Consider the following 27,000-nt stretch of genomic DNA (forward strand, 5'->3'; position numbering starts at 1 on the left):
ATCGCATCAATGTCCGTCACGAACGCATCATCTGATGATGCTGCGAACTTGTGCAACTATCTAAAGGAGGCAACAACGTGTTTGGGAAAAAGAATATGGGTCTGGTTTTGGCGGGGGTACTTAGTTTATCGTTGTTGGCTGGTTGTGGTAACGGCGGTAATGCCGCCACGGCTACAGGGGAAGCCAAGTCTACAAAAGCGGGGGCCGCTACGGGAACGACGGAAATTTCCTTGTACACTGGAGGGTCTCTGAACGTCAAAGAGCTGTGGGAAACGTTAATCAAGGACTTTGAAGCTAAAAATGATCACGTTAAGGTCAAACTGGTGTATTTGCCAGCAGGGACCGGAGGCGCATCTACACTGGATCGCCTGATTGCAGCCAAGAAAAGCGGGCAAACCGATACAGATATCGACCTGTACGAAGGCAGTCTGGATGACATCACCAAGGGGGTAGGCGAGAAACTGTGGGAAACGGTTGACGCTGCCAAGGTTCCAAATTTAAAGAATGTTGATGAAACATATCTCAAGCAAGTCAACAATCAGGCCATTCCATATCGTGCCTCTTCGGTTGTCCTTGCCTATAACAGTGCAAAAGTAGCGACGCCTCCGAAAACAGCCGACGAGCTGTACACGTGGATTCGCCAGCATCCAGGCAAGTTTGCTTATAACGATCCGTCTACGGGTGGGTCAGGCAGCTCGTTTGTGAACACGGTGATCTATAATTTCCTTCCGCCAGAGGCGATGAACAGTGATGATCCGGCAAATATGAAGAAATGGGATCAAGGCTTCTCACTGCTTAAGGAGCTGGGCCCTTCAATGTACCAAAAAGGAGTCTATCCTAAGAAGAACCAAGGCACGCTTGATATTTTGGCGAGTGGAGAGGTTGATATGGTTCCAGCTTGGTCTGATATGGCACTCGAGCAGCTGGCTAAAGGGCTGCTTCCGGACACGGTGAAGCTGACACAGATCGATCCTGCTTTTACAGGGGGACCCTCTTATCTGATGGTTCCTTCGCTCTCCTCCAAAAAAGAAGCCACTCAGGAATTCTTGAATTATATACTGACGCCTGAAGCGCAAACGGTGGTTATTAATAAAATGTACGGCTACCCGGGGATTAAGTGGAATCTGATGCCAACGGAGCTGCAGGAGAAATTCAACAGTGTATCTTCTGGATACCGCAGCTTTAACAGCGGAGAGCTTCAGCAGGAAATCTACAAACGCTGGCAAAGTGAAGTAGCGGGCGGTTGATCATGAGTTCATTGTCCAAAAGGGGGATGCTGGGGCTTGCCCTGGTCATCCCGTCTTTTCTCATTTTGCTGGTCGTCGTTATTATTCCGATTCTCTATGCCGTGAAGGAAAGTTTGATTGATCAGTATGGAACGGGCTACGGGTTGGCCAATTATATTCGGCTGTTCACGGAACCTGCCATGCGTAGAAATATCATGTATACGATTAATGTCACGTTAGTCTCGACGGCCCTTACTCTGGTCATCAGCTATGCTTTGGCGATTTATCTAAGATTCGGCAAAGGGGTTGTCGTGAAGTGGATAGGCCGGTTGTATTTTATTCCGATGTTTGTTCCCGGTGTAATTGCAACGTATGCGATCATTACCATGTATGGTAATCACGGTTGGGCTTCACGTCTTTTGCTGCCGCTCGGCATTGAAACGATTCCGAGGATTATTTATGACTACAAAGGGCTAGTGCTGGCTAATTTGTGGTTCAACATTCCGTTCGCAACCATGCTGCTCAGCTCGGCACTTGCCAGCATTCCAAACGCTGTCGTCGAAAGTGCCAGAGATGCTGGAGCCAGCACGATGCAGCTGTTTGGTCGCTTTATTTTACCCCTTTCCTATAAAACGATGTGGGTTGCGGTGACCTTCATTTTCATGGGAATCATGGGCAGCTTTACGGCTCCCTTCCTGATCGGTGCCAACTCACCACAAGTGTTGGGTGTTGCGATGCAGCAGGTGTTTTCCAGCTATCAGGAGACGCATACGGCCAGCGCAATGGCAGTATTTATGTTTTTACTGTGTTCTTTTATGGGCTACTTTTATATTCGGACAATGGTGAAGGATGCGGATGCCAGCTAGACTGCCGTCATACACTAAGGAGGTTACAGGGATGAATAGCCAAGCAGAGGTACAAATTACCGGGTTTAGTGGGCGAGTGTGGGAAAAGGATTTGCTGGATTGCGGTTATCGGATTGCCTTACACAAAGCGGAGGTTGAGCTCAGCCCGGGAAACGGGTTCCGGTTTAGGTTCTCCATGCCAGAAGACGGATACGCGGAGCTTGATCTGTTCGCCAGATCAGACAGTGACTGGGCTGCGACAGATCGAGAATCTGCCTTCGTACGCCTCTACCTGAATGAAGCCTATAATCAGGATGTCATTTTGTACTATGGCAGCAGTCAGGGAGTGTATACCCGTTTGTTGGGATACCTAAAAGAAGGCGATTACGAGGTCTATGCTGAATTCCGCGAACTGGAATCGGCTCCGCTTGTATCTCGAGCATGGATTGACGGGGTTGAACTGCGCTGCGTGGCTGATTCCTCTCCAAGATCACTGATTTATTGCCATACCCCGCTTTTATATGGCCGCAATCTGTCACATCCCTATGAGAATCGCTTTACGGATACACCACTTGTTTTGTTCTATTCCATAGAAGTGAACGAGGGGAAGACGGTCATCGAATACCAGATGATGTTCAGCCATGAAGATGAGGGAACGCCCGCGCCGCTGCTTATGAGCAAATGGGGAAGAACCACCGATATCGAATGGATGTACCGCGTCGAGCTAGATGCAGGGGGCAATGTTCTGGAAGCTGTTTTCCAGGGGGCACATCATATTACGACTGCGTTTAATGGCAGTTATGATCTGGGTGGGCATCCTGTTCTCCAATCCGCAACAACCAATGGAAACTTTAAGGATGACATTTCATCGGACTATCGTTTTATGCTGCCGCCTGCTTTCCAGTGGAAACCAGAGGAAGAGCCGCGTGAGGCGGTCATGAGCCGTTTTCCTTTTGCCTATCAGGTTACGCAATGGGAGATGGAACGTCAGCAGGAGCTGGAAATGCCGTCACAAGCGTCTTCCATTGCACTTGCACACCAGCGTAGCTATGTGTTTATCCAGACTTCCAAACGTCCCTTACGGGATTCAGGCAGAGAATCGTCTCCAGGATTCAGGCCGGGCTTCAATCGGCGCGAGGAAGATGCATGCGTCGATATCCAGCTTCGTCTTCACGGCTCGGAGCAGTGGTATTCATCATGCCACCATGATCTGAGACTCGGGGAGTTTAGAGCCGCTTATGAGGGGGCAGAGTCACATTTTTCTACCACGGTCAAGCTATCTGGAGAGGCTGTGCTTGAGGATATAGCTGAAATTAGAGCCGTATTGCTGGAAGGCGGTGCGGACAGCATGGAAGTGGCTGGACTGTGTGCCTTTACGTTAAACGAGGATAATCTCCCGCAGTTTCCAGGTATTCATACAGACCGGGTGATTGAGCTGACGCGGCTTCAACCCGTAGGTGTTTTATGGACAGCCGACAAAGACGTGTCGGGTGATGAAGGACATCCTGTGAATGATATGGTGAAGCAAGTTGTAAATGAACCGTCCAGCAAGGATGGGCAGTCATGAGCAGGCTGCTGTATGTGGAGGGAACGGTCGACAGGACCTGCACCCAGAGCCATATTACGTACTCCTTCCATATTCCGCAGCCGACTGAAACGATTCGTATTCACTTCTCTTACACGCCCAAGTTATTGGAGGATCAAGAGCAAGCACGAGGAATCATTGAGGAAAGCATGTGCAAATACGGATACGACGAGCCGGGGCATTCATCCGATCTATGGAAGAAGTATATACCGCTGCAAAATTTATTAACGCTGTCTGTCGATGATCCTGTCCGTCACCGGGGAAATGCGCACCGTCCCGAGATGCAGCAGGAGCATTGGCTCGGTTCGTCTGCGGCTTCGCCGGGGTTCCTTGCAGGAGATCATCCGGCGGGCATGTGGCGGATTACGGTCAGTCTGCATGCCGTTGTGACCGAGACGCTTGCCTACCAAATTCATGTATTGGGGGAGGAAGCAGCATATGCTTAAATGGATTCCAGCTGAGCTTCACACCCATACGCTTCACAGCGACGGCAAGCACACGCTGGAGGAGCTTGTTCAAAGCGCAGTGGATCTGGGACTTGAATGCATCGCTATGACGGATCACAACACGCAATCGGCACTTGCGGATCAGGAAGGGGTTCAGCGGCAGTTCGGTCTCCCGATCATTTCAGGGATGGAGTGGACGACCTTTTACGGGCATATGCTGACGCTTGGGGTTGACCGCTTTATCGACTGGCGTGTGCTGGGGCCAGATGACATTCATGAGGGGATTCGGCAGGTGCATGAGCAGGGAGGCATTGCAGGGATTGCCCATCCGTTCAGGATCGGAAGTCCGATCTGTACGGGGTGCTTTTGGGAGTACACGATTCAGGATTGGCACGAGGTGGATTATATAGAGGTCTGGTCAACGCTGATGCCATCTATTAAGCGGGATAGCCAGCGGGCGTTTGCCATGTGGACCGATTTGTTGAATCAGGGGTATCGCATCACTGCCGTAAGCGGTCGGGACTGGCATGTATCTAAACCGGATGATTCACTTCCGGCTGTTACATATCTGGGGGTTCATGATGAAGCAGAAGAGCGAGAAGGTTTAGAAGGCCGGGCAGTTGAGGCGATTCGCCACGGTTCAGTGTCAGTTACGATGGGACCGCTACTGACGATGTGGGCGCAGATTAAGGGCAGAGAACATCGTTATCACATCGGCGAATGTATAGAGCTGACTGTAGAGGATCCACTATCTGTGACGGTTCAATTGAATGTAGAAGCAAGAGCAGCCCATTATAATCTCAAGCCTCAGAATCTTCGTCTTCTGCTGACAAGTAGTCAAGGCATATGCTCGGAGATTCAGATCCCTGCCCAAACAGGAGAATATACGCTGTCATTGCAAGACCCGCTAGGAAAGGGCTGGATACGAGCGGAGCTTTACGGCTGCATGGAAGACTGCGTGATGATGATTGCTTTTACGAATCCGATTTATATGGCTTAACACAATAGAAAGGCTGGGCTTCGGACGGTGTCAACAAAACAAGAGAACATAAAGCGGCGTATAGAAGAATATATGAAGGTTAATCAAATGGGTCCGGGGGATCGGCTGCCGTCGGAAACTGCACTTTCCCAATCGTTTCGTGTCTCGCGTACGACGCTACGGGGAGCTATTCGCCAACTGGAATCGGAAGGTAAGTTACTAGTAAAACACGGGAGTGGCACGTTTGCGACTTGCCCGCTACCGAGTATTCCAAGCTCGCTGGACCGCCTGTACAGCATCGGGGACATGATTCGTTCGGCAGGGCTACGGGAAGACGAGCAGCTGGAATCCATTCAGAGAATTTCGGTTTGTCCTCCTGATATTGCCGAACAGATGAGATTTTCCGAGCATGAGCCCATGATTGCTCTAGAGCGTACACGTACTGCCAACGGAGAGGCTGTAGCCCACTCTATAAACTGGATGCCAGAGAAATTAGCCGCTCCCATTTTGGAAGATGACTCTTTTTCAGGCTCGCTTTTTCAGAGTCTTGAGTTCAAGGCGGGGGTACGAATTGTTGGAGCCTATTCCGAGCTTACCGTTCCAAACTATGACGACGCACATATGACACGTCTGCTGAAGCATCCGCAGGCTACGGTATTACTATTGAAGCAGCTTCACTATGATGAAATGAACAGGCAGGTGCTGTATTCCCTCGATTATGTCCGCAGTGACATTTTTCGTTTCTGGGTGCGTCGTACACGCTAATTCAATTAGAATGTGGCATCTCCTATTGAATGGTGCTAGTTTTACATATTTCATGGGTTAAAAATCGTCATATCTCGTCAATACTGATCTATATGCACTTCATGATGATACACACATGGCAGGATGCGTATAAGGAGGTAACGGGATATGAGGTGGCTTGGATGGCTGCTCAAAAAAGGAATGACGGTCGTGTTGGTTAGCGCACTAACGCTGGCAGTGACAGGTGTAGTCGTTAATGCTTATGTTCAATCGCTGCTACGGCAGTTTAACATTCAGCTTGATCAACAGCCCATATGGGGATTGGGTTGGCTAAAAGGCAGCGCGGGCACTGACCCAAGCACAGACACGGGGAAGAACAAGACGACAGGAAGTGGCTCGGGAAGTGTAACACCGCCTGATGATGCGTTGCCTGTCATGGGACAGGGCTTAGAAGAAAGCGGAAGTGAGGCAGGTGGCGCAGCCAATGGCAAGGTATCTCAGAAGGGGGCTGTGTCGGCCGGAACATCAGGCAACGAGTCACGGAAGCAGGCAGAAGGTACAACTACACCCGAAACGAGTATTGAAGGCCATGATTTAGTGATTACGCCCGACCATTTGACAGAGAAGAAGAACAACTTACCGGCTGCACAGAAACAGGAAATTTTTGCAATTCTGATGAATAAGCTGCCGCCGGAGGAGATGCAGAAAATATCAGCCGCGATGGAAGGCGGTCTCACTGAGCAGGAGCTTCAGGATATTCAGCAGGTGCTTGCGAAGTATTTGACCAAAGAGGAATATAACAAGCTGATGGCTTTGCTTAAATAAGTATTTTACAAAAATCCAATAAGCGACTTCCAATGAACAAGATATAGAGCGAAATGGGTTAGTTTGTCTAGATGAATTCATGGGCAATGCTTATGCTCAAAATAGGACTGTAGAATCCGCGCCATGCGCGGATTTTTTTGCGTGTCAGGAAGTAATTGGGGTGTAGTTGAATTCTTTGTAAAGGCTATGTTAAAGTAAACAGTGTTGTGAAAAGGTTAAATTTTTGAAACCTTTTACGCAACTATGCAATGGTAGATAGCGACTAATATCATAGATGCTTGTGAATACAGGCTAGATTCATAGTGTGAAAGACCAATAATGAACGCATTTATATAGAGATAAGATATGCTGAAAAGGAGAGAGTCATGAAGGTTTTGAAGGAGCAGGATTCACCAGACAGCAGGAATGCAGCTTCCAACGTTGCAGACAAGTCTGCTGTAGAAACGGGGAAATTAGCAAAGTGGTGGAACGGTCGAAGAAAATGGCTGAGCTGGACGGCAGGCGGTGTGGTGATTGCAGGGAGTCTTATTTTTGCGAGTAATCAGTATGTCGGAGCTAACACAGTTCCTTATTATAAAGTGTATGTAAAGGGCGTCGAGGTCGGAAATATCTTGAATGAGCAACAGCTTAAGCAGCTGTACGCAACGAAGAACAAACAGTATAAGGACAAGTATCCCGGCGTGGATATGGTGCTTAATACGAGCGCAGTAACGACAGGCATCGAGAAGGCGTATAAAGCGGATATCGACAGCGCAGCCACGCTGAAGAAGCTGGATGGTATGCTGACAGCGTATGCCAAAGGGGTAGAAGTGAAGGTCAACGGACAGACGGTTGGTATTGTAAAGGACAAAGCGACTGCACAGGCGGCTTTAAAGCAAGTACAGAAGAAGTACACACCTGTGGGTGAGGGTACATCTACAGGCATCAAGGGGCTGGTTCGCAAAACATCCGTGGGCAGCAGCCATGCGAGTGCTAGTACTAAAACCCCTAAAGCATGGCTGGAGTCTGCCAGTATCCGTGAGAAAATCGCGTACGAGCCTGTGAAAGCAGACCCGAACAAGGTGCTGACGGAGACTGAGGCAGTCAAAGTGTTGACTGAGGGGCGTGAGGCTCCTATCACGTATACAGTGCAAGAAGGCGATTCTCTGTCGTCGATTGCAACTAAATTTAATATGACTGCTTGGGAGATTAAGCAGAACAATCCCGGCTCGCGTGAGCTGTACTTGCAAATTGGGGACGAATTGAAGCTTACTGCTCCAAAGGCTCCGGTTACGGTGCGAACAGTAGAGAAGGTCGTCGAACAGATTGCCATCGAGCCTGAGGTTGAGATTCGCCAGAGCGATGAACTGAAGGCAGGAGTTACTAAAGTGGTCCGACCGGGACAAGCAGGTCTTAAAGAGATGGACTATCGTTTGACCAAGGAGAACGGTGAGGTCGTGCAAGAGGAATGGCTCGGTCAAAAGGTGCTACAGCCGTCTATTACTGAGGTGGTTCTTAGAGGAACGAAGGTTGTGGGAGAAGGCTCAGGACAGTTCGCTTGGCCGGTGTCCGGGGCATCGATGTCGAGTAGCTTTGGCGCACGCTGGGGACGTATGCATGAGGGTGTGGACTTGGTCGGTAGTGCTGACATTCACGCATCAGATGAAGGCGTAGTATCATTTGCAGGTCAGCAGAATGGATACGGCAATGTCATTATGATCGATCATGGCAACGGCTACCAAACCGTGTACGGGCATTTGAGCAGCATTGGCGTTCATGTAGGACAGGTGGTTCAGCAAGGCGAGTCGATCGGGGTCATGGGGAACACAGGACGCTCGACCGGAACGCATCTGCATTTTGAAATTCGTAAAGATAATACGCCACGCAATCCAATGACGTATTTAAGATAGGTTGGATGTTTATAACGAGAGTTACATGATTTATGAGGATCAATGAGAAAGGCCATGTTTTTCTGCATGCTTAACAGTAGGTGCAGGCATGGTTTTTTTCTGCGTAAAGAAAAGGGTCTGAAGAAGTAATGGAATGACGCACGGGTATGATAGAATAGAATAAGCATCTTATAGGTACTGACAAACGAAAGTTATTATAGAGGATGATCCGTGAAAAGAGGTGAACGCTGTATGCAAGGAACGATTCTGGTAGTGGATGATGAGCAGCCCATCGCTGATATTTTGAAATTTAATTTAGAAAAAGAGGGCTATCAGGTGATTTGCGCCTTCGATGGAATCAGCGCGGTGGATATTGCGGTCAAGCAGCAGCCTGATCTGATCCTGCTGGACCTGATGTTGCCGGGCATGGACGGCATGGATGTATGCCGCGAGGTGCGCGGGCATCAGCTCCAGACGCCGATTATTATGCTGACCGCCAAGGACGGCGAAATCGACAAAGTGTTGGGGCTGGAGCTGGGCGCGGACGATTATGTAACGAAACCGTTCAGCACACGGGAGTTGCTGGCACGGGTGAAGGCGCAGATGCGCAGACAGCAACGCGGCAGGGCAGATGCGTCGGAAAGCCGACCGCAGGAGGATAAGCAGGGGCTGCGCGTGGGCGACCTCTTTTTTGATACGGATATGTATACAGCTTACAAAAACGGAACACCGCTTGACCTGACGCACCGCGAATATGAGCTATTGCACTACATGGCTAAGAATGCCGGAAAAGTCATGACGCGGGAGCATTTGCTCCAGGCAGTATGGGGCTTCGAATACTACGGGGATGTGCGTACAGTGGATGTGACCATTCGGAGGTTGCGCGAGAAGATTGAGGAGAATCCGAGCAAGCCGGAGACCATCCTGACACGCCGTGGTCTTGGATATATCGTGAGCGGGGGCAAAGGTGGCCTGCGGGCATGAAATGGCTGTCTTTCTTTCGTACCATTCATGCAAAGCTGATTATTATCTATGTGCTACTGATCTTGGTGGCTATGCAGCTGATAGGGGTTTATTTTGTCAGCTCGATGAAGAACTCCCTCACGAGTAATTTTACGCAGGATTTGCAAGCACGGGCGGAGATGCTGTCCGTGCTTGCGGAGCAGGATCTGAGTGGCAGCGACGGCAAAATGGAAGAGGACAGCGTGGAAAGTCTACGTGCACGCGTGAATAATTTATTCGATTTCAGCGGCGCGGAAATTCAGGTGCTGGATGCCAGCGGGAAAGTATTAATTACTTCCCAAGGTTCACACGCCGATTATGTCGGACGCAAAAATACGCAGACAGTAGTCAGCCGCGCACTCCAAGGAATCCGAGATAACGAGGAATACATGGTGGACGAAGATAATGTCCGCAAGAAGGTCGTCGCCAAGCCCGTTATCAGCCAAGGCAAGATTGTCGGCGCGGTATACATCGCCGCTTCAATGACCGAGCTCTACGATACGATGAAACGCATTAACAATGTGTTTCTCTCAGGTATGCTCATTGCGCTCGCGTTGACGGCTGTGCTGGGCGTGGTATTGGCCCATACGATTACGCACCCGATCAAGGTAATGACACGCCATGCAACGGAGGTTGCCGAGGGCAAATTCGACCAGCAGATGCCTGTATTTGGTGAAGATGAGATCGGTAGGCTCAGCGTGGCCTTTAACTATATGACAGGCCGTCTGCGTGAGGCACTGTCCCAAAATGAAGAGGAGAAGGAGAAGCTCTCCTCCATCTTGACCAATATGAGCGACGGTGTGGTCGCTACTGATGACAATGGCCGGGTCATTCTGGTCAACCGTCGGGCCAGCGCCATGCTGGGCGTGAACGAGAACGAAATGACCGGCAGGCATATCGCGGTACTGCTGGGGATCGACCCGGAGGAAACCGAGGCCCTGTATAGCGGTTCTTCGGCCTCCACGCTCTTGCAGCTGGAGCCAGCTGGTCAGGATGAACCCATCGTCATCCGTGTGACATTCACGCCGATTCATCGGCGGGAAATTGGCATTACGGGGACGATTGCCGTGCTCCAGGACGTGACGGAGCAGGAGGAGATGGAGACGACACGGCGGGAATTCGTAGCGAATGTATCCCATGAGCTGCGCACTCCGTTGACGACCATCCGCAGCTACGCTGAAGCGCTGGATGACGGCGCGATGGCTGAACCGCAGCTCGCAGAGCGTTTTGTGGGCGTGATCCGCAACGAGACAGAGCGTATGATCCGGTTGGTTACGGATTTGCTGCATCTGTCACGGCTTGATTCCAATGAGGCGCCTTTGCGGATGCAACCTGCCGATGTGATGGAGATGCTGGACGAAGTCGCAGATCGGTTTTCTTTTCAAATGAAGCAAAAACACATTCGCTCAGGGATGTTCGTAGAGCAGGGAATCGGTAAAGTCGTGATCGACCGGGACCAAATTGAGCAGGTGCTGGACAACCTGATGTCCAATGCGCTGAAATATACGCCAGATGGCGGAAGTATTCGGATCGAAGCTCGCCGCAACAGTGAGGGAATGCTGTCCATTTCGGTACAAGACACCGGAATTGGTATTCCCAAAAAAGACTTGGACCGGATTTTTGAACGGTTTTATCGTGTAGACAAGGCGAGATCGCGCAATATGGGCGGCACGGGACTGGGACTGTCGATTGCCCGGGAAATTGTAAAGGCGCATGGGGGCCAGATTTTTCTGGAGTCGGAATACGGTCAGGGAACCTGTACGACCTTTACGCTACCCATGTCGAGTGAAGGGAGGGAAGCACAGTGAAGGAACGTTTGAAGTCCTGGACGCTTATTTTGCTGGTTGCTTCCAGCCTGGTACAGACTTATTTTTTAATTTACCGCCTTCCAGGCAGTGATTCTGTACTCACTTCAGAAACGAACTATGTCAAAACCGAAAGCATGGGGCAGGAGGAAAAGATTGAGAACCTCGTGTTTCCTGATAAAATGCTAATTCACCAAGGTGAGAAGAAGCATACCGTTTTTTATCCGGGTGTTACTTTTTACGATTTAATTTATACACGGCTGGAAAGCCGAAGCTTTAACAACTTTCAACGTCGAAGTATTCAATCGGCGGACTGGGCACAGATTCGCAGCGAAAACGAAGGCATCGAATTATCCTTTTCAGGCGGAGTCCCGGTTTCATTACTGGAGCGGGTTATGCGTCTGACGCCGGATTCGGTGTTTCAGGGAGAGACGATTAACCGCATTTGGATCTATATAGACGAAAAGAATGCCAAGCCACACGCGCTCTTTTTCAGTGCCAGAGGCGATGTGGTGTATGAGGCGAACCAGTTCGATATGACAGTAGAGGACATCCGCCAGCATGTGAATTTCGGTAAAAATGCCCCGTTGTACGAGCTGGTAAATAATCAGTACTACATTCCCGTGGATGATCTGGAAACTACGCAGCCTGTAGTGTATGCTGGATTGTTTACGACAGAGCAAATGCAGCGGAATTTGTTTTTCGATCCGGGGATTACGCGTAATATTCAGGAGAAGGACGGCTCCCAAATTTATACGGATAGCAAACGTAGTCTGCAAATCAAGCAGGAGCAACGTTGGATGAGCTATACCGATCCGAGTGCGCCAGGAGCGGGTGGAAGCAGCCCGATTAGGGATGTGCTGGCCGCAGTTGATTTCGTGAATCAGCATGGCGGTTGGGATGCTTCGTATCAGCTGAAATTGAGAAGCAGTGATGAAAATCGTACATCTGTGATGTTTCAGCAGTATTATGGTGCTTATCCAGTGCTCGACACACCATCGTTCCGCTTTGGTACGATTTCGCTGCAAATCCAGCAGGAAACGGCTTCTGTCTATGAACGTTCGTTGCTGTATCTCAAGGGAGGAGAGCAATCCTCGAAGAAGGTTATGCTGCCGGGCGGCGAGCCCTTGAAGAAGCGACTGGAGACTGTAGGCAAAGGGAAGACGATTCGAGATCTGACTCCCGTATATCAACCGGAGCTGACCAATGATGGATTGAAGCTTGCTCCTGAATGGCGCGTTACGTTCGGTGACGGTTCTGTTGCAGAAATTCTTGCTGTTCCTGTAACGACAGCATCCAACACAACACAAACGAAGCCAGACCGGGAGACAAAGAGGTGACAGGAAGGGGGAACGGGAATGGATTGGAGCCGCGCCAAGAACGTATTGATCTGTACATTTTTGCTGCTCAATGTGGTATTGGGTTACCAATTGTGGCATGATGCGCAGGAAACGGCAGGGCCGAGTCTGGATTTTACTTCATTGGATGAAAATACGCAGCGTTTAATGGAAGAGAAAAGCATTCAGGTGCTGGCTCCGATTCCCGGCGATACCCCGCAGCTGCCTAAACTCTCTTACACATACGTTCATAGTGGAGAAAAGGATGATCGTGTGCAGCTGGTGAAGCCAGTGGATAGCAAACTGGTATTCACCCATGATGCGCTAGTGGAGGCATTGGAGCCACAAATCAAGGATATCGATAACTTTCAGTACGATCCGCTGGATGTTCAGGAGGAATTGGCATCCGGACAAGCAGATGCTTTTGTACTTCATCCGCTGGTTCAGGGCAAATGGCCGTTATTTAATGTGAAGCTGGCTCTGTTTTACAGCAATCAAAAGATTACAGGGTATCGCAAAATTAAGGTCGAGCTCCAGCCTTCGGATGAGGCAAAGAAAATGCTGCCTGCGTCCAAAGCACTGGCAAGGCTGATCGACGGCTATTTGCCGCGTGATACGATTGTGAAGGATATCCGGCTCGGTTATTACGGACAGACCTTTAACTCCGATAGTCAGGTGGCTGCCCCCGTGTGGCGGTTTATGCTGGACAACGGAAAAGGTGTGTATTATGTGCAGATGAACGGAGATGTCATTAGTCCAAAGACAGAACATACAGAAGGGTCTTGAACAGATATGGGGATTTCATTTACCGTGCTGTCGAGCGGTTCGACCGGCAACGCTACCGTAGTGCGGAACGAAGACACGACATTGCTCATCGACGCAGGTCTCAGCGCGAAGCGTATTGACGAATTGCTGAAAGAACGCGAGCTGAGTGGAGAAGAGTTGGATGGTATTTTGGTCACGCATGAGCATTCCGATCATGTTAAAGGACTAGGCGCCATGGCGCGTAAATATAATTTACCTATATATGCTAACGAGAAGACATGGTTTGCCATCAGCAATGCTGTTGGGCAAATTGCAGATGATAACCGTAGAATATTGGAGACAGGCGCAACGCGGGAATTTGAATCATTACGCGTGGAGTCTTTTGGTATATCCCATGATGCGGCCGAGCCTGTAGGATATAGCTTTTATGATGGGGCGGAGAAGCTGAGTGTAGCGACCGATCTTGGCTATGTCAGCGACAAAGTGAAACAGGCGATATCAGATGCGGATGTATTGGTGCTGGAGTCTAATCATGATGTGGAAATGCTGCGTATGGGTCGTTATCCGTGGAACATCAAGCGCCGTATTCTCAGCGATATCGGTCATTTATCTAATGAGATGGCGGGCGCGATTCTTAGCGAGCTGCTGACAGGACGGACGAAGCGAACGTATTTGGCACATTTGAGCCGCGACCACAATATGATGGAACTTGCGAAGCTGACTGTGCGTGGGGCGATGGAAGACCGCGGCTGTTTTTACAAGGATAGTGAGTTTCGATTGTGTGATACGTACTATGATCGTCCTACACCTTGGGATAAGGTAAGTGAGCCATAAAGCTGTCCAGCTCGGCGGCTTTGCGTTCTACCTCTTCACGGGTCACTACGCCTTTGTCCACCAGTAGTTCAATCAATGTACTTAGCGCCAGTGTATTGCGGTAATGCTCGTCTTTCAAATCCGCCAGCTTGGCAGCCATGCGAACTTCATCCATAGCCGAACGATGTGAATTCATCATATATTCCTCCTAAAAAATATTTTAGAAATGGCGTGCAATGAGCTTGGTTCTGCCTGTGGTTTTGCTAAGTGCTGTGATACAATAAAGCTAACAACGGAAAGCTTTCTGAAGGAAGGCTCTCATCGAAAGTATAGGCAGCTTTAAGCGGACGGGAACAGGCCAGAACGTCTCTATGAGACGATCATTTTGTAATAGAATAGAAGACTTGTTACTATTGTAGTCCATTGGTTTGGAAATCATTCCTCTTTTTTCCTCTATTCGGAGTCAGATTCGGCGTGTATGCTAATTTATGAGATTCGGTTGCTTAGGAAGGCACCATTTGTGGTGATTAATAAGTAGGCCGGAACGATTGGTTGCTGGATTCCGATGATAAGGGATATTCAATCCATTTGAGATGTTCAACGGAGCAGGTTCTCTGTAGCATAGGTTGGCGCAAGCCCGAATAGCCCTAATTTTTTAGTGAGTGTCGGTGCATGACAACGAAGGGGAGAGGATTAGCATGGGCTTGTTTGAGGACGATTTTTATTCAACGAAGGTATCCACACGTGCGGCTAAAAAAATGGCATTTAAGGCGCGCCGTGGAGGACGGGGACGTTGGCCACACAGGAAGCGTGGAGTAAGTCCGGTGCAAGCTGCTGTCATTAGCGGTGCAGTCAGTGCAGTGATTGCCGTGCTTCTGTTCAGTTTTATTACAGGTCTGCCCTCCACTACAGCGGTAAGCGGAGCCAGTCACTATCCCTTGCGGCAAGCAGCGGGTGACCCGTATGACCGGATTGTGCAGGCGGCAGCCAAGGTGCGCCCAGCCGTCGTTAGCATCGTGAATCTGAAAGATGAAGAGGGTAAAAGTACGGAACAATCCGCGCTTGGATCGGGTGTCATTTTCCGAGTGAGTTCGGGCAAAGCCTTCATTATGACGAATAACCATGTGGTCGAAGGATCAGATGATCTGGATATTGTAACGGTAGACGGTGTCAGAAAAGAGGCAAAGTTGATCGGGAAGGATCGCATTAGTGATATCGCGGTACTGGCAGTTGACGATAAAGGCATTAGCACAGTAGCGGATATCGGCGACTCCAGCAAACTTCGTCTGGGTGAAACGGTCATTGCTATTGGCAACCCGCTTGGCTTGGGAGATACGCTTACCTCCGGTATAGTAAGCTATACGAATCGCATCATTCCGATTTCCATTAATCAGGATGGGGTATATGACTGGGAGCAGCATGTCATCCAGACCGATGCGGCGATTAATGAGGGAAACAGCGGCGGCGCGCTGGTCGATCTGGACGGACGTGTGATTGGCATCAATACGATGAAAATCGCTGATACTGGTGTTGAGGGACTTGGTTTCGCTATTCCCGCCAATGAGGTAATGAAAACGGTGAATGAACTGGTTGAGGACGGCAAGATCACCCGCCCTTATCTGGGGGTATACACGGTCGATCTCAATAATGAATATGCACCGCTGGATGAAACTCAGCGCAAGGAGCTCAAGCTGCCGGACAGCGTGAAGAATGGAGCAGTCGTTCTGGAAGCCCACGGTCCTGCCAAAGAGGCTGGCTTGAAGCTGAACGATGTCATTACAGCGTTTGATAGCGAACCGATTAACTCTACGCTTGATTTGCGTCGCTACTTGTACGATAACAAGAAAATTGGCGATGAGCTGAAAGTTACTTTTTACCGGGCAGGCAAGGAAGAAACGATGACGTTAAAATTAACAGATAAGCCGGAAGGCTAAGGTATGATTATAGGCTTAACTATAAAAAGGCGTTCACCGGCTTAGTTCCGGGAACGCCTTTTTCGATCTTCTGCTGCGCCTTAGATTAAGATGTCGTTCCCGTTACACGGGTTTCGCTCTTAGTGATCTTGTATGTCACCACATCGCCGCTCCAGAAGTGGAACTTCAGCGTGACTTCACCATCTTTTACACTATTAAAAAATTCAGGCAATAGCTTGATCCCATTGGCATCATAGGCAGGGGAAAAGGTATTGCCAAATTCTTTATAAGGTGTCCAATCCTGTGGACCGGCATTACCACCATTCGTATACACGGCTTCCATCGTGGCAAGCTGGCTACCACGGAAGTCTGTTGGAATGGTAAAGGCTTGAGTAGTCCCTTCGACAGCACTTAATTTTGGGGTATCATACACGACGACTCTAAAATTCCAGTCTGCCCCCTTGTTAAACTTAGCGGTAATGGCGGCATTCTCCCCATATTTACCGGAAGTGGTCAGGCTGGTGAGCAAGCTGGCCTTGAACGTTAATGTATCTCCGCTCAGCGTATAGTCGGTGCCCTGTTTCAGTTGCTTGCTGTTAGCACTGAGTGTGTTCAGCTGATTGCCGTTCAGGTTTAAGGTGACTTTGGTGTCCTGAGCAGAGGTGCCTTTCTTCAAGTGAATGAGGTCACGGTCTGCATTGGAGGAACGCCCTTTTAGGCTGGCTTTAATAACATTAAAGAGTTCGGGATCAGACCATTTGTACGTTGTGCGATTAAAATGCTGGCCGTTATCCCAGAGTATGCCTGTTATTTTCTTCTCCTTCATGTAGTAGGTCAGGAACTCGAAGAATTTTAGCTTTTCGCCCTGTTCAATCACGCCTGTATGTTTATCGAAGCCGAGCAGGCCATATTCACCGACAATGACCGGAATCCCCTTGGCTACAAAGGTGTTATAGACGTTATCAAAGGTTTGGATGATATCGTTTTTAGTATCTTTATCAAAAGTAGTATGGCCTGCAATATTTACACTGAAAGGCCAATAACCATAATAGTGGACGGTGGCAATCAGGTTGGGATCGTTCAGCTTGGTTATCGTGTTGTACAGCTCATTGATTTTGGTCTGAGCAGGTGCGGTGTCCAAACCAGGCAGAACAAGGGGACGAGTGGCATTTTTACCGCCAGAAGCACGGACAATTTTGTGGAAGGATATATTCAGTTCCTGGAGCATCTGGTTCATTTTCGCTTCATCCGTAGTCCCTCCTTCGGAGAAACGGGGTTCGTTAATACTTTCGAACATCAGCTTGTTAGGCTGGTCTTTAAAGCGCGGGGCAATTTGTTTCCATAGTGCGTTATAGCGAGCTAGCACCTCATCATGTTTGGGCTCCATACTGCTTACCCACGTCCATGAATCATGATGGACATTGATCATGACGTACAGATTGGCATCTAGTGCCCAGCGAACAACCTCTTCCACACGGTTCATGTAGGCAGACTCAACGGTATAGTTCGGTGCTGCTCCAATGTGTTTATCCCAGGTGACCGGGATGCGTATGCTTTTGTACCCTTGGGCAGCAATTTGCTGAATCAACGCCTGGGTAATGCGCGGATTGCCCCAGGCTGTCTCATCCGCGCCGACAGCATCCAGAGAATTTCCTAAATTCCATCCAGGCTGCATGGCTTCTACATACGATTGCATGCTGCTCGCAGCCGCAGCTTGTGGTGCTTGTTCGTCAGATTCGGCAGCAGCGGCGACGGATGCGAACGTAGATAACAATAGAGTGATGGCAAGCGTCAACGACAGTAATGAAACGGGTCTTCGTTTTAACATAACAGGCCCCTTTACAAAGTTATTTTTGAAAGCGCTTTCTAATAAAAAACTACCATACTATTTGAATATGGAATACCTGTATAATTCATGTAAAAATCATGTGTTTATTAGATATTTTAAATTTGTAAGCGTTATTATTGAAAAAATACAGAAATGAGTGTAGAATCTATGACCCTACAAAATCCTCAAATACAAAAGAAAGAAGGAGATGAATATGAATAAGTGGGACACGGAAGAGGCCATTCGACGCTGGGATATGCATGCAGAAAACTTTACGGCCAAGTACACGGAGGAAGGGGATCGATCTCGCGAAGTCCTGCTGAATCCGGCATTGCAAGCCTGTATGGGGCCCCTTGAGGGCAAAAAAGTGCTGGATGCCGGCTGTGGCGAAGGTTATCTAAGCCGGAAAATGGCCAAGGCGGGTGCTTTGGTAGAGGCTGTCGATTACTCGACAGAGATGCTGAGGCTAGCCAAAGAGCGAACGCCGTCAACGTTGGGAATTACATATCACCATGGCAATCTGGAAAAGCTGGAGATGTTCGGGGACCAGAGTTTTGATCTGATCGTGTCCAATATGGTCATACAGGACTTGGCTCAATATGAACAGGCGATTGCCGAAATGCAGCGGTTATTAGTTCCAGGAGGTAGCTTTATTTTTTCTATTCTGCATCCGTGCTTTCTGACGCCGCAGAGTGGATGGGTGAAGGATGAGACAGGAAAAAAGCTGTATTGGAAAGTGGATCAATATTTCAATGAAGGCCCATTGGAGCAAGCGATTCCTTATGATCAGGAGGAAAAGCTTTTGTATTTTCACCGTACGCTGGGCAGCTATGTACAGACCATTGTTGTGGCGGGTTTGTTGTTGGATGGAATGATCGAACCGAAGCCGTCTGCTGACATGCTGGAGAAATTTCCCCATTTCCGTGAAGACCTGAACGTCAGTAATTTCCTCATTTTTAAGACCAAACGTCAGGGATAGTAGGCAAGCCCTTTCCTTTCCGCGTCAAGTGTGGTAGAACAAAAGAAGGCAGTTTTGACACACCTACAACACGGAGAGCTTCAAACGGAAAGGGATGCAACTGGAATGTACGTGGTATGTAAAGAGCATGTGGAACTGGCAATTGATATGTTCGTCGATGAATACGAGGATGCACCGGATGTCGTCGATCTCAAAGAAACGAAATTTTCGGATTGGGACCCTCCAGTGAAGTGCAAGGAATGTGAGAAGAAAGCCGAGTTTTTGGTCGTCTAAAAAAAACAAGCACGGGCGTTTCGGGCAGAAACGTCCTTTTTGTATACCAGGATTTATTGCAAAAACACCCCATACATAGAGCTATATTTATTCCCACCACGTGCTGAGACAGGAGTGAACGATGGATGGACCCTTTGCTGCATTCACTATTTCGTCCCCTTCAAGTCAATGGAAGTGATCTGTCCACGTATTATATCGAACAAAAGCCCTCTGCCGCGCTGAGAGCTTATGTAGCTTGCTATTGGGAGTCCGGTCCGGCTAATAGGGTGGTAGAGGGGAATCTAGCAGCTTCGTACGAAGACACCGCTTCGTTAAGCCTGCCGCAGGAAGAAACCATGGAGCGGGTATTACCTGACGGCTGTACGGATATTCTATTAGAATACGACTCGGTGAGTAAGCGTCAGGAACTCTCGTACTGCGGGACATTTACGAATCCGTTCGTGTCTACCAGACAAGTAGGGTCCGAGACACGTATTTTTGCGGTGCGTTTTTTTCCGGGTGGTGCGCATTATTTTCACGGGATGCCGACTCACTTGTTTACAGGCGGTAATTATCGCTTGGAAGATCTCTGGCCCGAAAGCATCGCCGTCATAGGTGAGCGCATTATGGAAGCGCAGAATTTCAATGAACGGGTGCGCATAATGGATGAGTATCTTAACCAGCTTCTGTTTCGCCAACGCACGAACGATTGCGACCTGATGAAAAACCTGCTGCATCGCATCTTTGTGAGCGGTGGGAGAGTGGGGGTCAAGGAGCTTGCGGAGCGTGAGGCGATCAGTGAAAGACAGCTTAACCGCAAATTCGGGCAATGGATCGGGATCAGCCCCAAAAAGTTCAGTGAAGTCGTCCGCTTCCAGAGCGTTCTACACAGTATCCAAAGCGGCGGGAGTCTGGATTGGACGGAGCTGGCATTGAAGCACAGCTTTTTCGATCAGGCGCATTTAATCCGCGATTTTCGCAGGTTTTATGGAGATTCTCCGCTTACTGCGGCTAAGGATTTACGGAAGTTGTCCGATTTTTACAATACACGCCCAGAGGCTTCGGCTATACTCAAAATATGAATAAGAATGGTAAAGGAGAGATGAGAATATGAGTGGAACGCTGCAAGTTCGAGGTCATTTACTGAATGAGCTGGAGACCGGAGTACGGACGGGGGAAGCCTTGATCCGTAAAATACGTCCAGAGGATTGGAGCTTTCGTCCACAGGACAATTTCCGCTCGCTGCTGGAGTTAGTACATCACTTTGTTCTTATTCCTGCTTCGGATCTTGCGATCATGCAGGAGAAGTCCGAGGGTGAAGTAGGAGAGATTGAAACCAGCCTGTCCGGGGTGGAAGATCCCGAGCGCTTGGCTGCGGCTTTCAGGGAAAACTTCGAGGCTTATAAGACTTACATTCTTTCGCTTAGCGAAGAAGATTATCTGAACCGTTCGACGAAGGCCTTTTATATGGAGCATGGGCATCTACAGGTTCAATGGCAGATTGAGACCGTGACCCATGTATTCCATCACCGCTCACAGATCTACAATTATTTGAAGCAACTAGGACATGAAGTGAGCTTTTTTATGTTGTACGCTTGAGTATGCGTATAGCTGTAAAAAGATGGAGATGAGCTGGAGCACCTATTAGGTGCTCTTTTTTTTAGTTTGCTTTTTGTAGGTAGACATTGGATCATGAGGGGGTTACATAGAAAATAGTGTAACAGATTGTATGAGTTTCATTATCTTTTTGGACAATCGGAGGTATGGGAGTTATATTGTTTACACTTAGAGCGGGACTAATGAGGAAGTATGCTTATTCAGATTATTGGACTGACAATTAAAAGAAAAGTATTTGGTACAAGGGATTGCAGAATATGCAAAACGTCTTATGCCTTATCTCGAGCTTTAAATCATAATAATTCTGATGAAAGACACCAGATACCCTAAGTAATGCTGAGGTGAAGATCATTAAGGATAAGGAAGGCAAACGGATTTTGGGATACATTAAGCTAGAGGTATAGCACTCACCTTGTATGGGGAAATGTGGGTATAATAGGGGTTTGCAAGTGAATACTATTGCTCCGGCGCCTAAGAAAGCAGCCATGTGGTGTTCGTCATCGGTGGCAGCCACGGGCTAGTGGATAATGAGATTAAATGTAATCAATAGAAGCTATGCTTTGGAAAGATGAACTAGCGCTATCAAACGATGCGGCTGTTGCTGGTAAAGCAGATTTTTCGGCGGTAAAATTAATAGCTATGAACCGTAAAGATTAGAGTCTGAAATTCTTAGAATGCTAGAGGTGTCTATGCATGCTACTAGCATTCTAATGTGGTTTTGAACTATCCCGCCAATAGAGATTAATTTATAGGTATTGTACATTGAGGAAGTTATCATCTTTTTTTCGATTGTATATGTTTGAAAAGGACAAGTTTGTTTTTTTAAACCGTACATTTTGAAGTACGGTGTTTCCAAAATTAGCTTCGAATAATTCGGAGAAAATAAAGTTAGTACTTATAACTTTTGAATTCAAAAATGTGGTTAATGGCATTTTACAACATTTCAATTTAGTAGCATGAAATTTGCAATTGTTAAAGTTTGCACTCTCAAATAAACATGAATAGATTTTTGTATTGCTTAAATCGCTACCCTCTAAATTTACATTATTGAAATTCGAGAAAGAGATTGTACTAAAAGAAAAATCTACGCATTTCATGTTTGATATATTCGAAAAATCTTGAGTGCTAATTCTTGTATATCTCATACTAGTTTTATAAAAAATACAGTTATTAAGTTGAGATGTTGTTAGATCAGTAGAATCCAATATCGAGTATGAGAAGTCTACATTCTCTATAGTAACTTTGTTAAAAATACATCCAGTCAAATTACATCCTCTTAGATTGGTATTAGACAAAGTTGAGTTTGTAAGGTTAGCACCAGTCAGTATTGCATTCTCAAGATTCGCATCTGTGAGATCAACATTTGAAAGGTCTGCATTTGACAGATCTACGTTGCTCAAATCGGCCCCATATAAATCAGCAAATCGTAGGTCACATGATGTAAGTTTTGAGTGTTGGAGCTTTGATCTACATAATTGAGAATATGATAAGAATGAGTTCGATAAATTGACATTAATGAACACACTATTTTGCATGCTTGCCCCTGATAGATTGACATAAATCATTATAGTGTCCTCAATATGAGAATCGTCCATTACAGCGTCGCTTAAGTCACATTGAATAAGTTCTGAATTACTTAAATAACTATGATCCAATGCTGAATTTGTTAGATCAGAGTTATATAATTTAATTTTTGTTAGGGTCGCTCCAACAAAACTTGTATCTATCATGTTTGTTTCGCTTATATTTGCGTACTTCAGTTCTGCAAAATCAAAGTTGGCCCCTTCAAAGTCACTATATTGGATATTTATACTAGAAAGAAGTCCACTATTCAAATTTGAAAAAGATAGATCTGAAAATTTAATAATAGAATTTGACAAGTTGGAACTTTCTAACTCTATTTTCACTAAACTAACATTAGTTATTTCTGAATTTTGTAAATCAACCAAGTCAAATCGTAGTTCATCTACAGTGAATACATCATTAGAGAATTGTACAACTTTCCGAAGTTGATTAGATAAGTCAGATAAATTAACTTTAAATGTTAATCCTAATAATTTGGCAATAGACGGTAACAGTCTAAGAAGGGAGAAAAGTACATTAGATTCTAACGTTATTTTATTATCTGCTTTTCCTGGATATTGGAGGAAAAATTTTTTTAGAAATGCAGTGTTTTCCTCATTTAAAAATTGATGATTTTTCACATAGTTATTGTATAGATGATTCAAGTTGTTATAGATTAATCTTAACTTCTCTGATTCAATTGAACCGAGCATTGGTATCAAGAAAGACTGTAAAATTTCATTGGATAACTTGAATCCTGAGAAGCTGGTATAAAAGTGAGCCTTCAAACTTTCGTCTTGTTCATTAATATTTGCTAAAGAAAGTAATATATCAAGCAAGGCTTCTGCGGCTAAATATTCATAAAAACTTTTATGAACAAACTCAAAAGCAGTTTCATTGATATCAGTCTCGTGGTTAATCTTCATGTAGTTTAAGACAATAAATGAACTAATTAAATTTTCGCTGTTTAAAATTAGAGATTCAAAAAACTTAGGTAGTAATCCTCTGTTCTGGATATCTCGATTTGTTATATGGAATTTATTGGATTTGTACATAGACAAAGAAATATTTTTGTTAAATGTTCTTTTATATTCTGAGAGGGCCTCAAAATCCATATGCTTTTGAAACGGATTAAATGAATTATCGAATTTAGATGTAGCACATGTCCAGTCCATTAGTCTCTTATAAAATTGCCACTTTTCAAGTTGATTTAATTCTTCTAGATTTAAATCATTATCTTCATATAGCATTGTACAAATAAGATAGAGAAACAGAGGTAAGCTTACTAAGAGGTCTTCTTCAACATTACTGATACTAGTCTTATTATTACTTAAAGAATCATCATCCTCATTATTAAATCTGTAATAATCCATATGTTTATTTATGTTTATTATTTCAGTAGATAGCTCTTTATTATAATTTTTAAGTTTTGACCACTTTTTAACCCATTCTATAATCATAAGTGGTGAAAAGTGTTTAATTTCTACTATAATAGACCCCTTGGGGATCAATGTTAAGTATTCTTGAAAAACAATTGTTCTTCCTGTTAAGACAATGTTCACATTGCTATAATCCCTTTGAAAATCATTTAATGACATTAAAAAATCATCCATTTGTCCATCACTAATTAGGTGTAGTTCATCAAAACCATCTAAAATGATTAAGAATCGAGATTTCTTTAAATGGATTAGTTTGAAGGAAGGCAAAATCTCTTCAAACTCCTGCTTGATAGCTATCTTGAAATTATTCACAAATTTAAATCTCTTCAAATCAATATGAATTGTTATTATATCTGGTTTTTTTTCGATAAAAGTGGAGAATAAAAATTTAGAGAAAGTGCTTTTACCTACGCCAGGATCCCCATGTACAAAAATCGGCTTCTTTGTTTCATCCATGATCGTTTCAGTAATAAATAACTCGGTTACTGATATGTCTTTAAGCTTCTTTTTTGATTTGAATTTAATACCTAGATCCTCCTCTAGATCTTTAAACTCGCCTTTGAATTCATAACTTTTGTGTTCAGGTAAAACGAAAATATCAAATAAGTTAAAGTTTTCGTTAAAAATAGGTTCAGAAAACTCTTTTAATTTATTTTTTGAATATTCAATAAATTCGGAATGAAGCCTCTTAATACCATATTCCTCTAGATGATAGTTTACCTTATTGTCAATATCAGATACATCCACTTTTATACTATTCAAATCATATGTAAACTTACCAATTAATTCGATCAGTTCTGAATTAGTATTAGAATGCATCTCCATTATAGTTTCTTCCAGAATTTCACCAAATAAATTATTGTCCAAGTATCTAGCTTTTGGATCAGGGTTTGCAGACTTCATAACTACCTCAGTGAGAAGTCTGCTATAAAGTAGTTGGGTAGGTAATTTTCTTTCAAGTTTGGAAATGTGTTTTTTAGTACTGGCTATTATATTGATTACACTCTCTTGAGGGTCTAGCTCCATAAAAGTCCAGGATATTCGTTCTATAAAGGATTTGCGGACTTCGGATTGATCTAATAAAAATTTGATTTTTTGATATGAGTTTTTAAGTTCAATTTTCACTTCAGAATTTGTATGAATTCTCAAAAGCGCTTTCTCTGATTCTTCTTTTAGAATCAGGCCAATTGTAGTATAAATATACTCTTCACAATTAAGAAGTAAATCTTGAGACAGGCTACCCATATTTTTTATCCATTCATTCAGTAGTTTGTCTCTACTAGAGGGTTTAGAAGAAGAAATAAAATCAAAATAAACTTCTCCTGATTGTAAATATAATAGAAAAAAATTGTATAAGGATTTCTGGACTCCCTTATCACTTAGTGACAATGAATTAGAATAACACTTTGCTTGTTTATAATTAGTGCTAGAAGATTGAATATCTATTGTTTTAATATCATCTTCGACTTCGCAATAAATTATTATGTCATTTTTACTAAGATAGTTGGTGAGCCATAATTCAAGCGTAAGTGCATACTGAAATAAGAACCCACGGTGAGTATAATGAGCATCTGTATTTTTCTTGAAAATATGAAGATTTACATCTTGCATTTTTACCGCACCCATCTTCTCGAAAATATTGAGAATTTTCATTTTTATTTGTAAGTGAATACAAAGAATCGTCAGACGATAGCATTACCTATCGGTTTTTATTTTAAGATGAAAATAAGTCCACTATTAATATATTTATTTCAAAATAAATTTCACTTAAATGCATTTCTAAATTCACTGATGATGTTATTTAAGTTTTGGACCTGTTTAGGGCTTAGTTCGCTAATAATTGAACTATAATTATCTATTATTTTCATCTGTATAGAGTCAATATAATTATCGGAATTGTAAAACAAAGAGTAAGCAGAGACATTCAATCCGATTAAAATCTTTTCCAAGGTATCAATCGAAAAGTTTCTTTCGCCACGCTCTACTGATCCGATATATGCATCATCTAATCCTGAAAGTTCCGCAAGTTGTTGCTGTGTTAATCCCTTAGCCTTCCGAATTGCTCTAATTCTTTCTCCAACTGAATTCCGTAATTTTGTCATATTAGCCACCTCTCCTAAAGGTTAGGAGAGTATCGATGTAATTAGCAGAGACATAAAGGCGGTAAAATTTATTGAAAAAACTGCGATTAAGTTAATTTATTGTACTACTTATTTGGAGTTTCACAAAGGAATATATTAAGAGCGAGTGCTTTTTATCCTAGTCATTTTAAAGGAGGAACCCTCTTTGCGAACTTCTATCCTGAAATCACTCAAACCGGACATCATTGTTGAAATGTTAGAGATGGCTGTGGCTTTTGAAAATTGGAAAAAGGTGATGGAGACGGCGGATATTTTGTACCAATGTGTACAGCGTATCTATGAAGAAAGGCAGTATCATAAAGCAATGAAATTATCCATCCCGCATGTCAATTTAGAACGTCCATTGGTATATTATTTTGGGCTCAGTCACCTGATGTGTGGAATGGCTCACCAGAACCTGGGTGCATATGAGCAGGCAAGGGAGTGCATCTATAAGTATGCTGAGCTGGGGTGGATGGAGGATTTAAAGGAAGAAGACATTCAGGTTGTTGAGGAGTTCAGGTTTTTAGCCAAAACTAATTTATATGCAGTAGATATTTTGTCTGGAAATATAGAGCTGATCGAGGAATACGTAGCCTTTTTGCAGGATAATCTAGAGGAAATATTACCGGGGCTGAATACCATATTACGGGCAGCGCTTATGTATCATTTGGATGTGTCAGATATTTTACATACGTTTGCAGAGCAGATTCATGAATTCGAAAGTTATGAAGACGCAGAGAACGTATCCTACTATTATAGCTACTGCTATCATTTGGCTTTGTACTATCGGAAGTGTGGCAGATTACAGGATGCAGTGGGACTTACTGTGAAGGCGATGCAACTAGCCGATCAGTCGGGTAACGATCGTAATTTCAAGAAATGTACAGCATTGTTCGAATCATTACGGGAGTCAGCGACAGCGGAACAAATCAGCCAATATCGACAGCTGCTAATACAGTGTCTTGATGAATACGGAACTGAAAGCATTCCATCGTGAAGAGTGTAAATGAATAATCCGCTATGATCTGAACAGGGAATAGGCTCGT

The 27,000-nt window shown here is 45.3% G+C and carries 23 protein-coding genes; 19 read left to right on the top strand and 4 right to left on the bottom strand.

Annotation, left to right across the window (positions count from 1 at the left end; translation table 11 throughout):
• Window positions 1-77 precede the first annotated feature (77 nt).
• From ACEN8J_RS22510 to ACEN8J_RS22570, 13 genes are all read left to right on the top strand, one after another.
• Window positions 78-1,247: an extracellular solute-binding protein gene (locus ACEN8J_RS22510; protein ID WP_025723151.1), complete on the top strand. Its 1,170-nt coding sequence runs from the start codon at window positions 78-80 to the stop codon at window positions 1,245-1,247.
• Between the two features lie 2 nt (window positions 1,248-1,249).
• Complete coding sequence (locus ACEN8J_RS22515; RefSeq protein WP_495593986.1) at window positions 1,250-2,092, top strand: ABC transporter permease; 843 nt, start codon at window positions 1,250-1,252, stop codon at window positions 2,090-2,092.
• Window positions 2,093-2,123: 31 nt separating this feature from the next.
• Entirely contained in the window at window positions 2,124-3,638 is a 1,515-nt protein-coding gene (locus tag ACEN8J_RS22520; RefSeq protein WP_029518941.1) for a hypothetical protein, read from the top strand.
• Window positions 3,635-4,102, top strand: coding sequence for a hypothetical protein (locus ACEN8J_RS22525; protein ID WP_029518940.1), 468 nt, complete (start codon window positions 3,635-3,637; stop codon window positions 4,100-4,102). The genes ACEN8J_RS22520 and ACEN8J_RS22525 overlap by 4 nt, the downstream gene beginning before the upstream one ends.
• On the top strand, window positions 4,095-5,102 hold the full coding sequence (locus ACEN8J_RS22530; protein ID WP_029518939.1) for a CehA/McbA family metallohydrolase: 1,008 nt from the start codon (window positions 4,095-4,097) through the stop codon (window positions 5,100-5,102). The genes ACEN8J_RS22525 and ACEN8J_RS22530 overlap by 8 nt, the downstream gene beginning before the upstream one ends.
• A 27-nt stretch (window positions 5,103-5,129) precedes the next feature.
• Complete coding sequence (locus tag ACEN8J_RS22535; protein WP_029518938.1) at window positions 5,130-5,846, top strand: GntR family transcriptional regulator; 717 nt, start codon at window positions 5,130-5,132, stop codon at window positions 5,844-5,846.
• 147 nt (window positions 5,847-5,993) lie between these two features.
• Window positions 5,994-6,650, top strand: a complete 657-nt coding sequence (locus ACEN8J_RS22540) for a hypothetical protein (RefSeq protein WP_029518936.1) — start codon at window positions 5,994-5,996, stop codon at window positions 6,648-6,650.
• 365 nt (window positions 6,651-7,015) lie between these two features.
• Window positions 7,016-8,539, top strand: coding sequence for a M23 family metallopeptidase (locus tag ACEN8J_RS22545; RefSeq protein WP_029518934.1), 1,524 nt, complete (start codon window positions 7,016-7,018; stop codon window positions 8,537-8,539).
• 231 nt (window positions 8,540-8,770) lie between these two features.
• A complete protein-coding gene (gene yycF / locus ACEN8J_RS22550) occupies window positions 8,771-9,502 on the top strand; it encodes a response regulator YycF (RefSeq protein ID WP_029518933.1) in 732 nt (243 codons plus the stop codon).
• Window positions 9,503-9,573: 71 nt separating this feature from the next.
• The gene (gene walK, locus ACEN8J_RS22555; RefSeq protein ID WP_430627999.1) at window positions 9,574-11,328 is read left to right on the top strand and encodes a cell wall metabolism sensor histidine kinase WalK; all 1,755 of its coding nucleotides are present in this window, start codon (window positions 9,574-9,576) and stop codon (window positions 11,326-11,328) included.
• Window positions 11,325-12,665, top strand: a complete 1,341-nt coding sequence (locus ACEN8J_RS22560) for a YycH family regulatory protein (RefSeq protein ID WP_029518930.1) — start codon at window positions 11,325-11,327, stop codon at window positions 12,663-12,665. Before walK ends, ACEN8J_RS22560 begins: the two co-directional genes overlap by 4 nt.
• An 18-nt stretch (window positions 12,666-12,683) precedes the next feature.
• The gene (gene yycI / locus ACEN8J_RS22565) at window positions 12,684-13,448 is read left to right on the top strand and encodes a two-component system regulatory protein YycI (protein ID WP_029518929.1); all 765 of its coding nucleotides are present in this window, start codon (window positions 12,684-12,686) and stop codon (window positions 13,446-13,448) included.
• A gap of 6 nt (window positions 13,449-13,454) precedes the next feature.
• Entirely contained in the window at window positions 13,455-14,261 is an 807-nt protein-coding gene (locus ACEN8J_RS22570) for an MBL fold metallo-hydrolase (RefSeq protein WP_029518927.1), read from the top strand.
• Here ACEN8J_RS22570 and ACEN8J_RS22575 read toward each other — a convergent pair.
• Entirely contained in the window at window positions 14,230-14,436 is a 207-nt protein-coding gene (locus ACEN8J_RS22575; protein ID WP_025723164.1) for a hypothetical protein, read from the bottom strand. The genes ACEN8J_RS22570 and ACEN8J_RS22575 overlap by 32 nt on opposite strands.
• 502 nt (window positions 14,437-14,938) lie before the next feature.
• Between ACEN8J_RS22575 and ACEN8J_RS22580 the strand changes: the two genes are divergently transcribed.
• Window positions 14,939-16,174 carry a S1C family serine protease gene (locus ACEN8J_RS22580; protein WP_029518925.1) on the top strand — a complete coding sequence of 412 codons (1,236 nt, stop codon included), beginning with the start codon at window positions 14,939-14,941 and terminating at the stop codon, window positions 16,172-16,174.
• 85 nt (window positions 16,175-16,259) lie between these two features.
• Here ACEN8J_RS22580 and ACEN8J_RS22585 read toward each other — a convergent pair whose 3' ends face one another.
• On the bottom strand, window positions 16,260-17,981 hold the full coding sequence (locus ACEN8J_RS22585; RefSeq protein ID WP_495593988.1) for a cellulase family glycosylhydrolase: 1,722 nt from the start codon (window positions 17,979-17,981) through the stop codon (window positions 16,260-16,262).
• A gap of 214 nt (window positions 17,982-18,195) precedes the next feature.
• On the opposite strand from ACEN8J_RS22585, the gene ACEN8J_RS22590 reads away from it, so the two are divergent.
• The 4 genes from ACEN8J_RS22590 (at window position 18,196) to ACEN8J_RS22605 (ending at window position 20,811) form a co-directional block, all read left to right on the top strand.
• Entirely contained in the window at window positions 18,196-18,960 is a 765-nt protein-coding gene (locus tag ACEN8J_RS22590; protein WP_340933785.1) for a class I SAM-dependent methyltransferase, read from the top strand.
• 105 nt (window positions 18,961-19,065) lie between these two features.
• On the top strand, window positions 19,066-19,233 hold the full coding sequence (locus ACEN8J_RS22595; protein ID WP_013373879.1) for a CxxH/CxxC protein: 168 nt from the start codon (window positions 19,066-19,068) through the stop codon (window positions 19,231-19,233).
• A gap of 125 nt (window positions 19,234-19,358) precedes the next feature.
• Entirely contained in the window at window positions 19,359-20,294 is a 936-nt protein-coding gene (locus tag ACEN8J_RS22600) for an AraC family transcriptional regulator (protein ID WP_029518921.1), read from the top strand.
• Window positions 20,295-20,322: 28 nt separating this feature from the next.
• Window positions 20,323-20,811 (top strand): DinB family protein, encoded by a 489-nt coding sequence (locus ACEN8J_RS22605; protein WP_029518920.1) that lies wholly within the window; start codon window positions 20,323-20,325, stop codon window positions 20,809-20,811.
• Between the two features lie 764 nt (window positions 20,812-21,575).
• Here the strand turns inward: ACEN8J_RS22605 and ACEN8J_RS22610 are convergent.
• Both ACEN8J_RS22610 and ACEN8J_RS22615 read right to left on the bottom strand, forming a co-directional pair.
• Window positions 21,576-25,442 (bottom strand): pentapeptide repeat-containing protein, encoded by a 3,867-nt coding sequence (locus ACEN8J_RS22610; protein WP_495593990.1) that lies wholly within the window; start codon window positions 25,440-25,442, stop codon window positions 21,576-21,578.
• A gap of 152 nt (window positions 25,443-25,594) precedes the next feature.
• Window positions 25,595-25,933, bottom strand: coding sequence for a helix-turn-helix domain-containing protein (locus tag ACEN8J_RS22615; protein WP_029518918.1), 339 nt, complete (start codon window positions 25,931-25,933; stop codon window positions 25,595-25,597).
• Window positions 25,934-26,117: 184 nt separating this feature from the next.
• Here ACEN8J_RS22615 and ACEN8J_RS22620 point away from each other — a divergent pair, with 184 nt between their 5' ends.
• Window positions 26,118-26,951 (top strand): DNA-binding protein, encoded by an 834-nt coding sequence (locus ACEN8J_RS22620; RefSeq protein WP_495593991.1) that lies wholly within the window; start codon window positions 26,118-26,120, stop codon window positions 26,949-26,951.
• Window positions 26,952-27,000 lie beyond the last annotated feature (49 nt).

The organism is Paenibacillus sp. Paensp38, assembly GCF_059491915.1.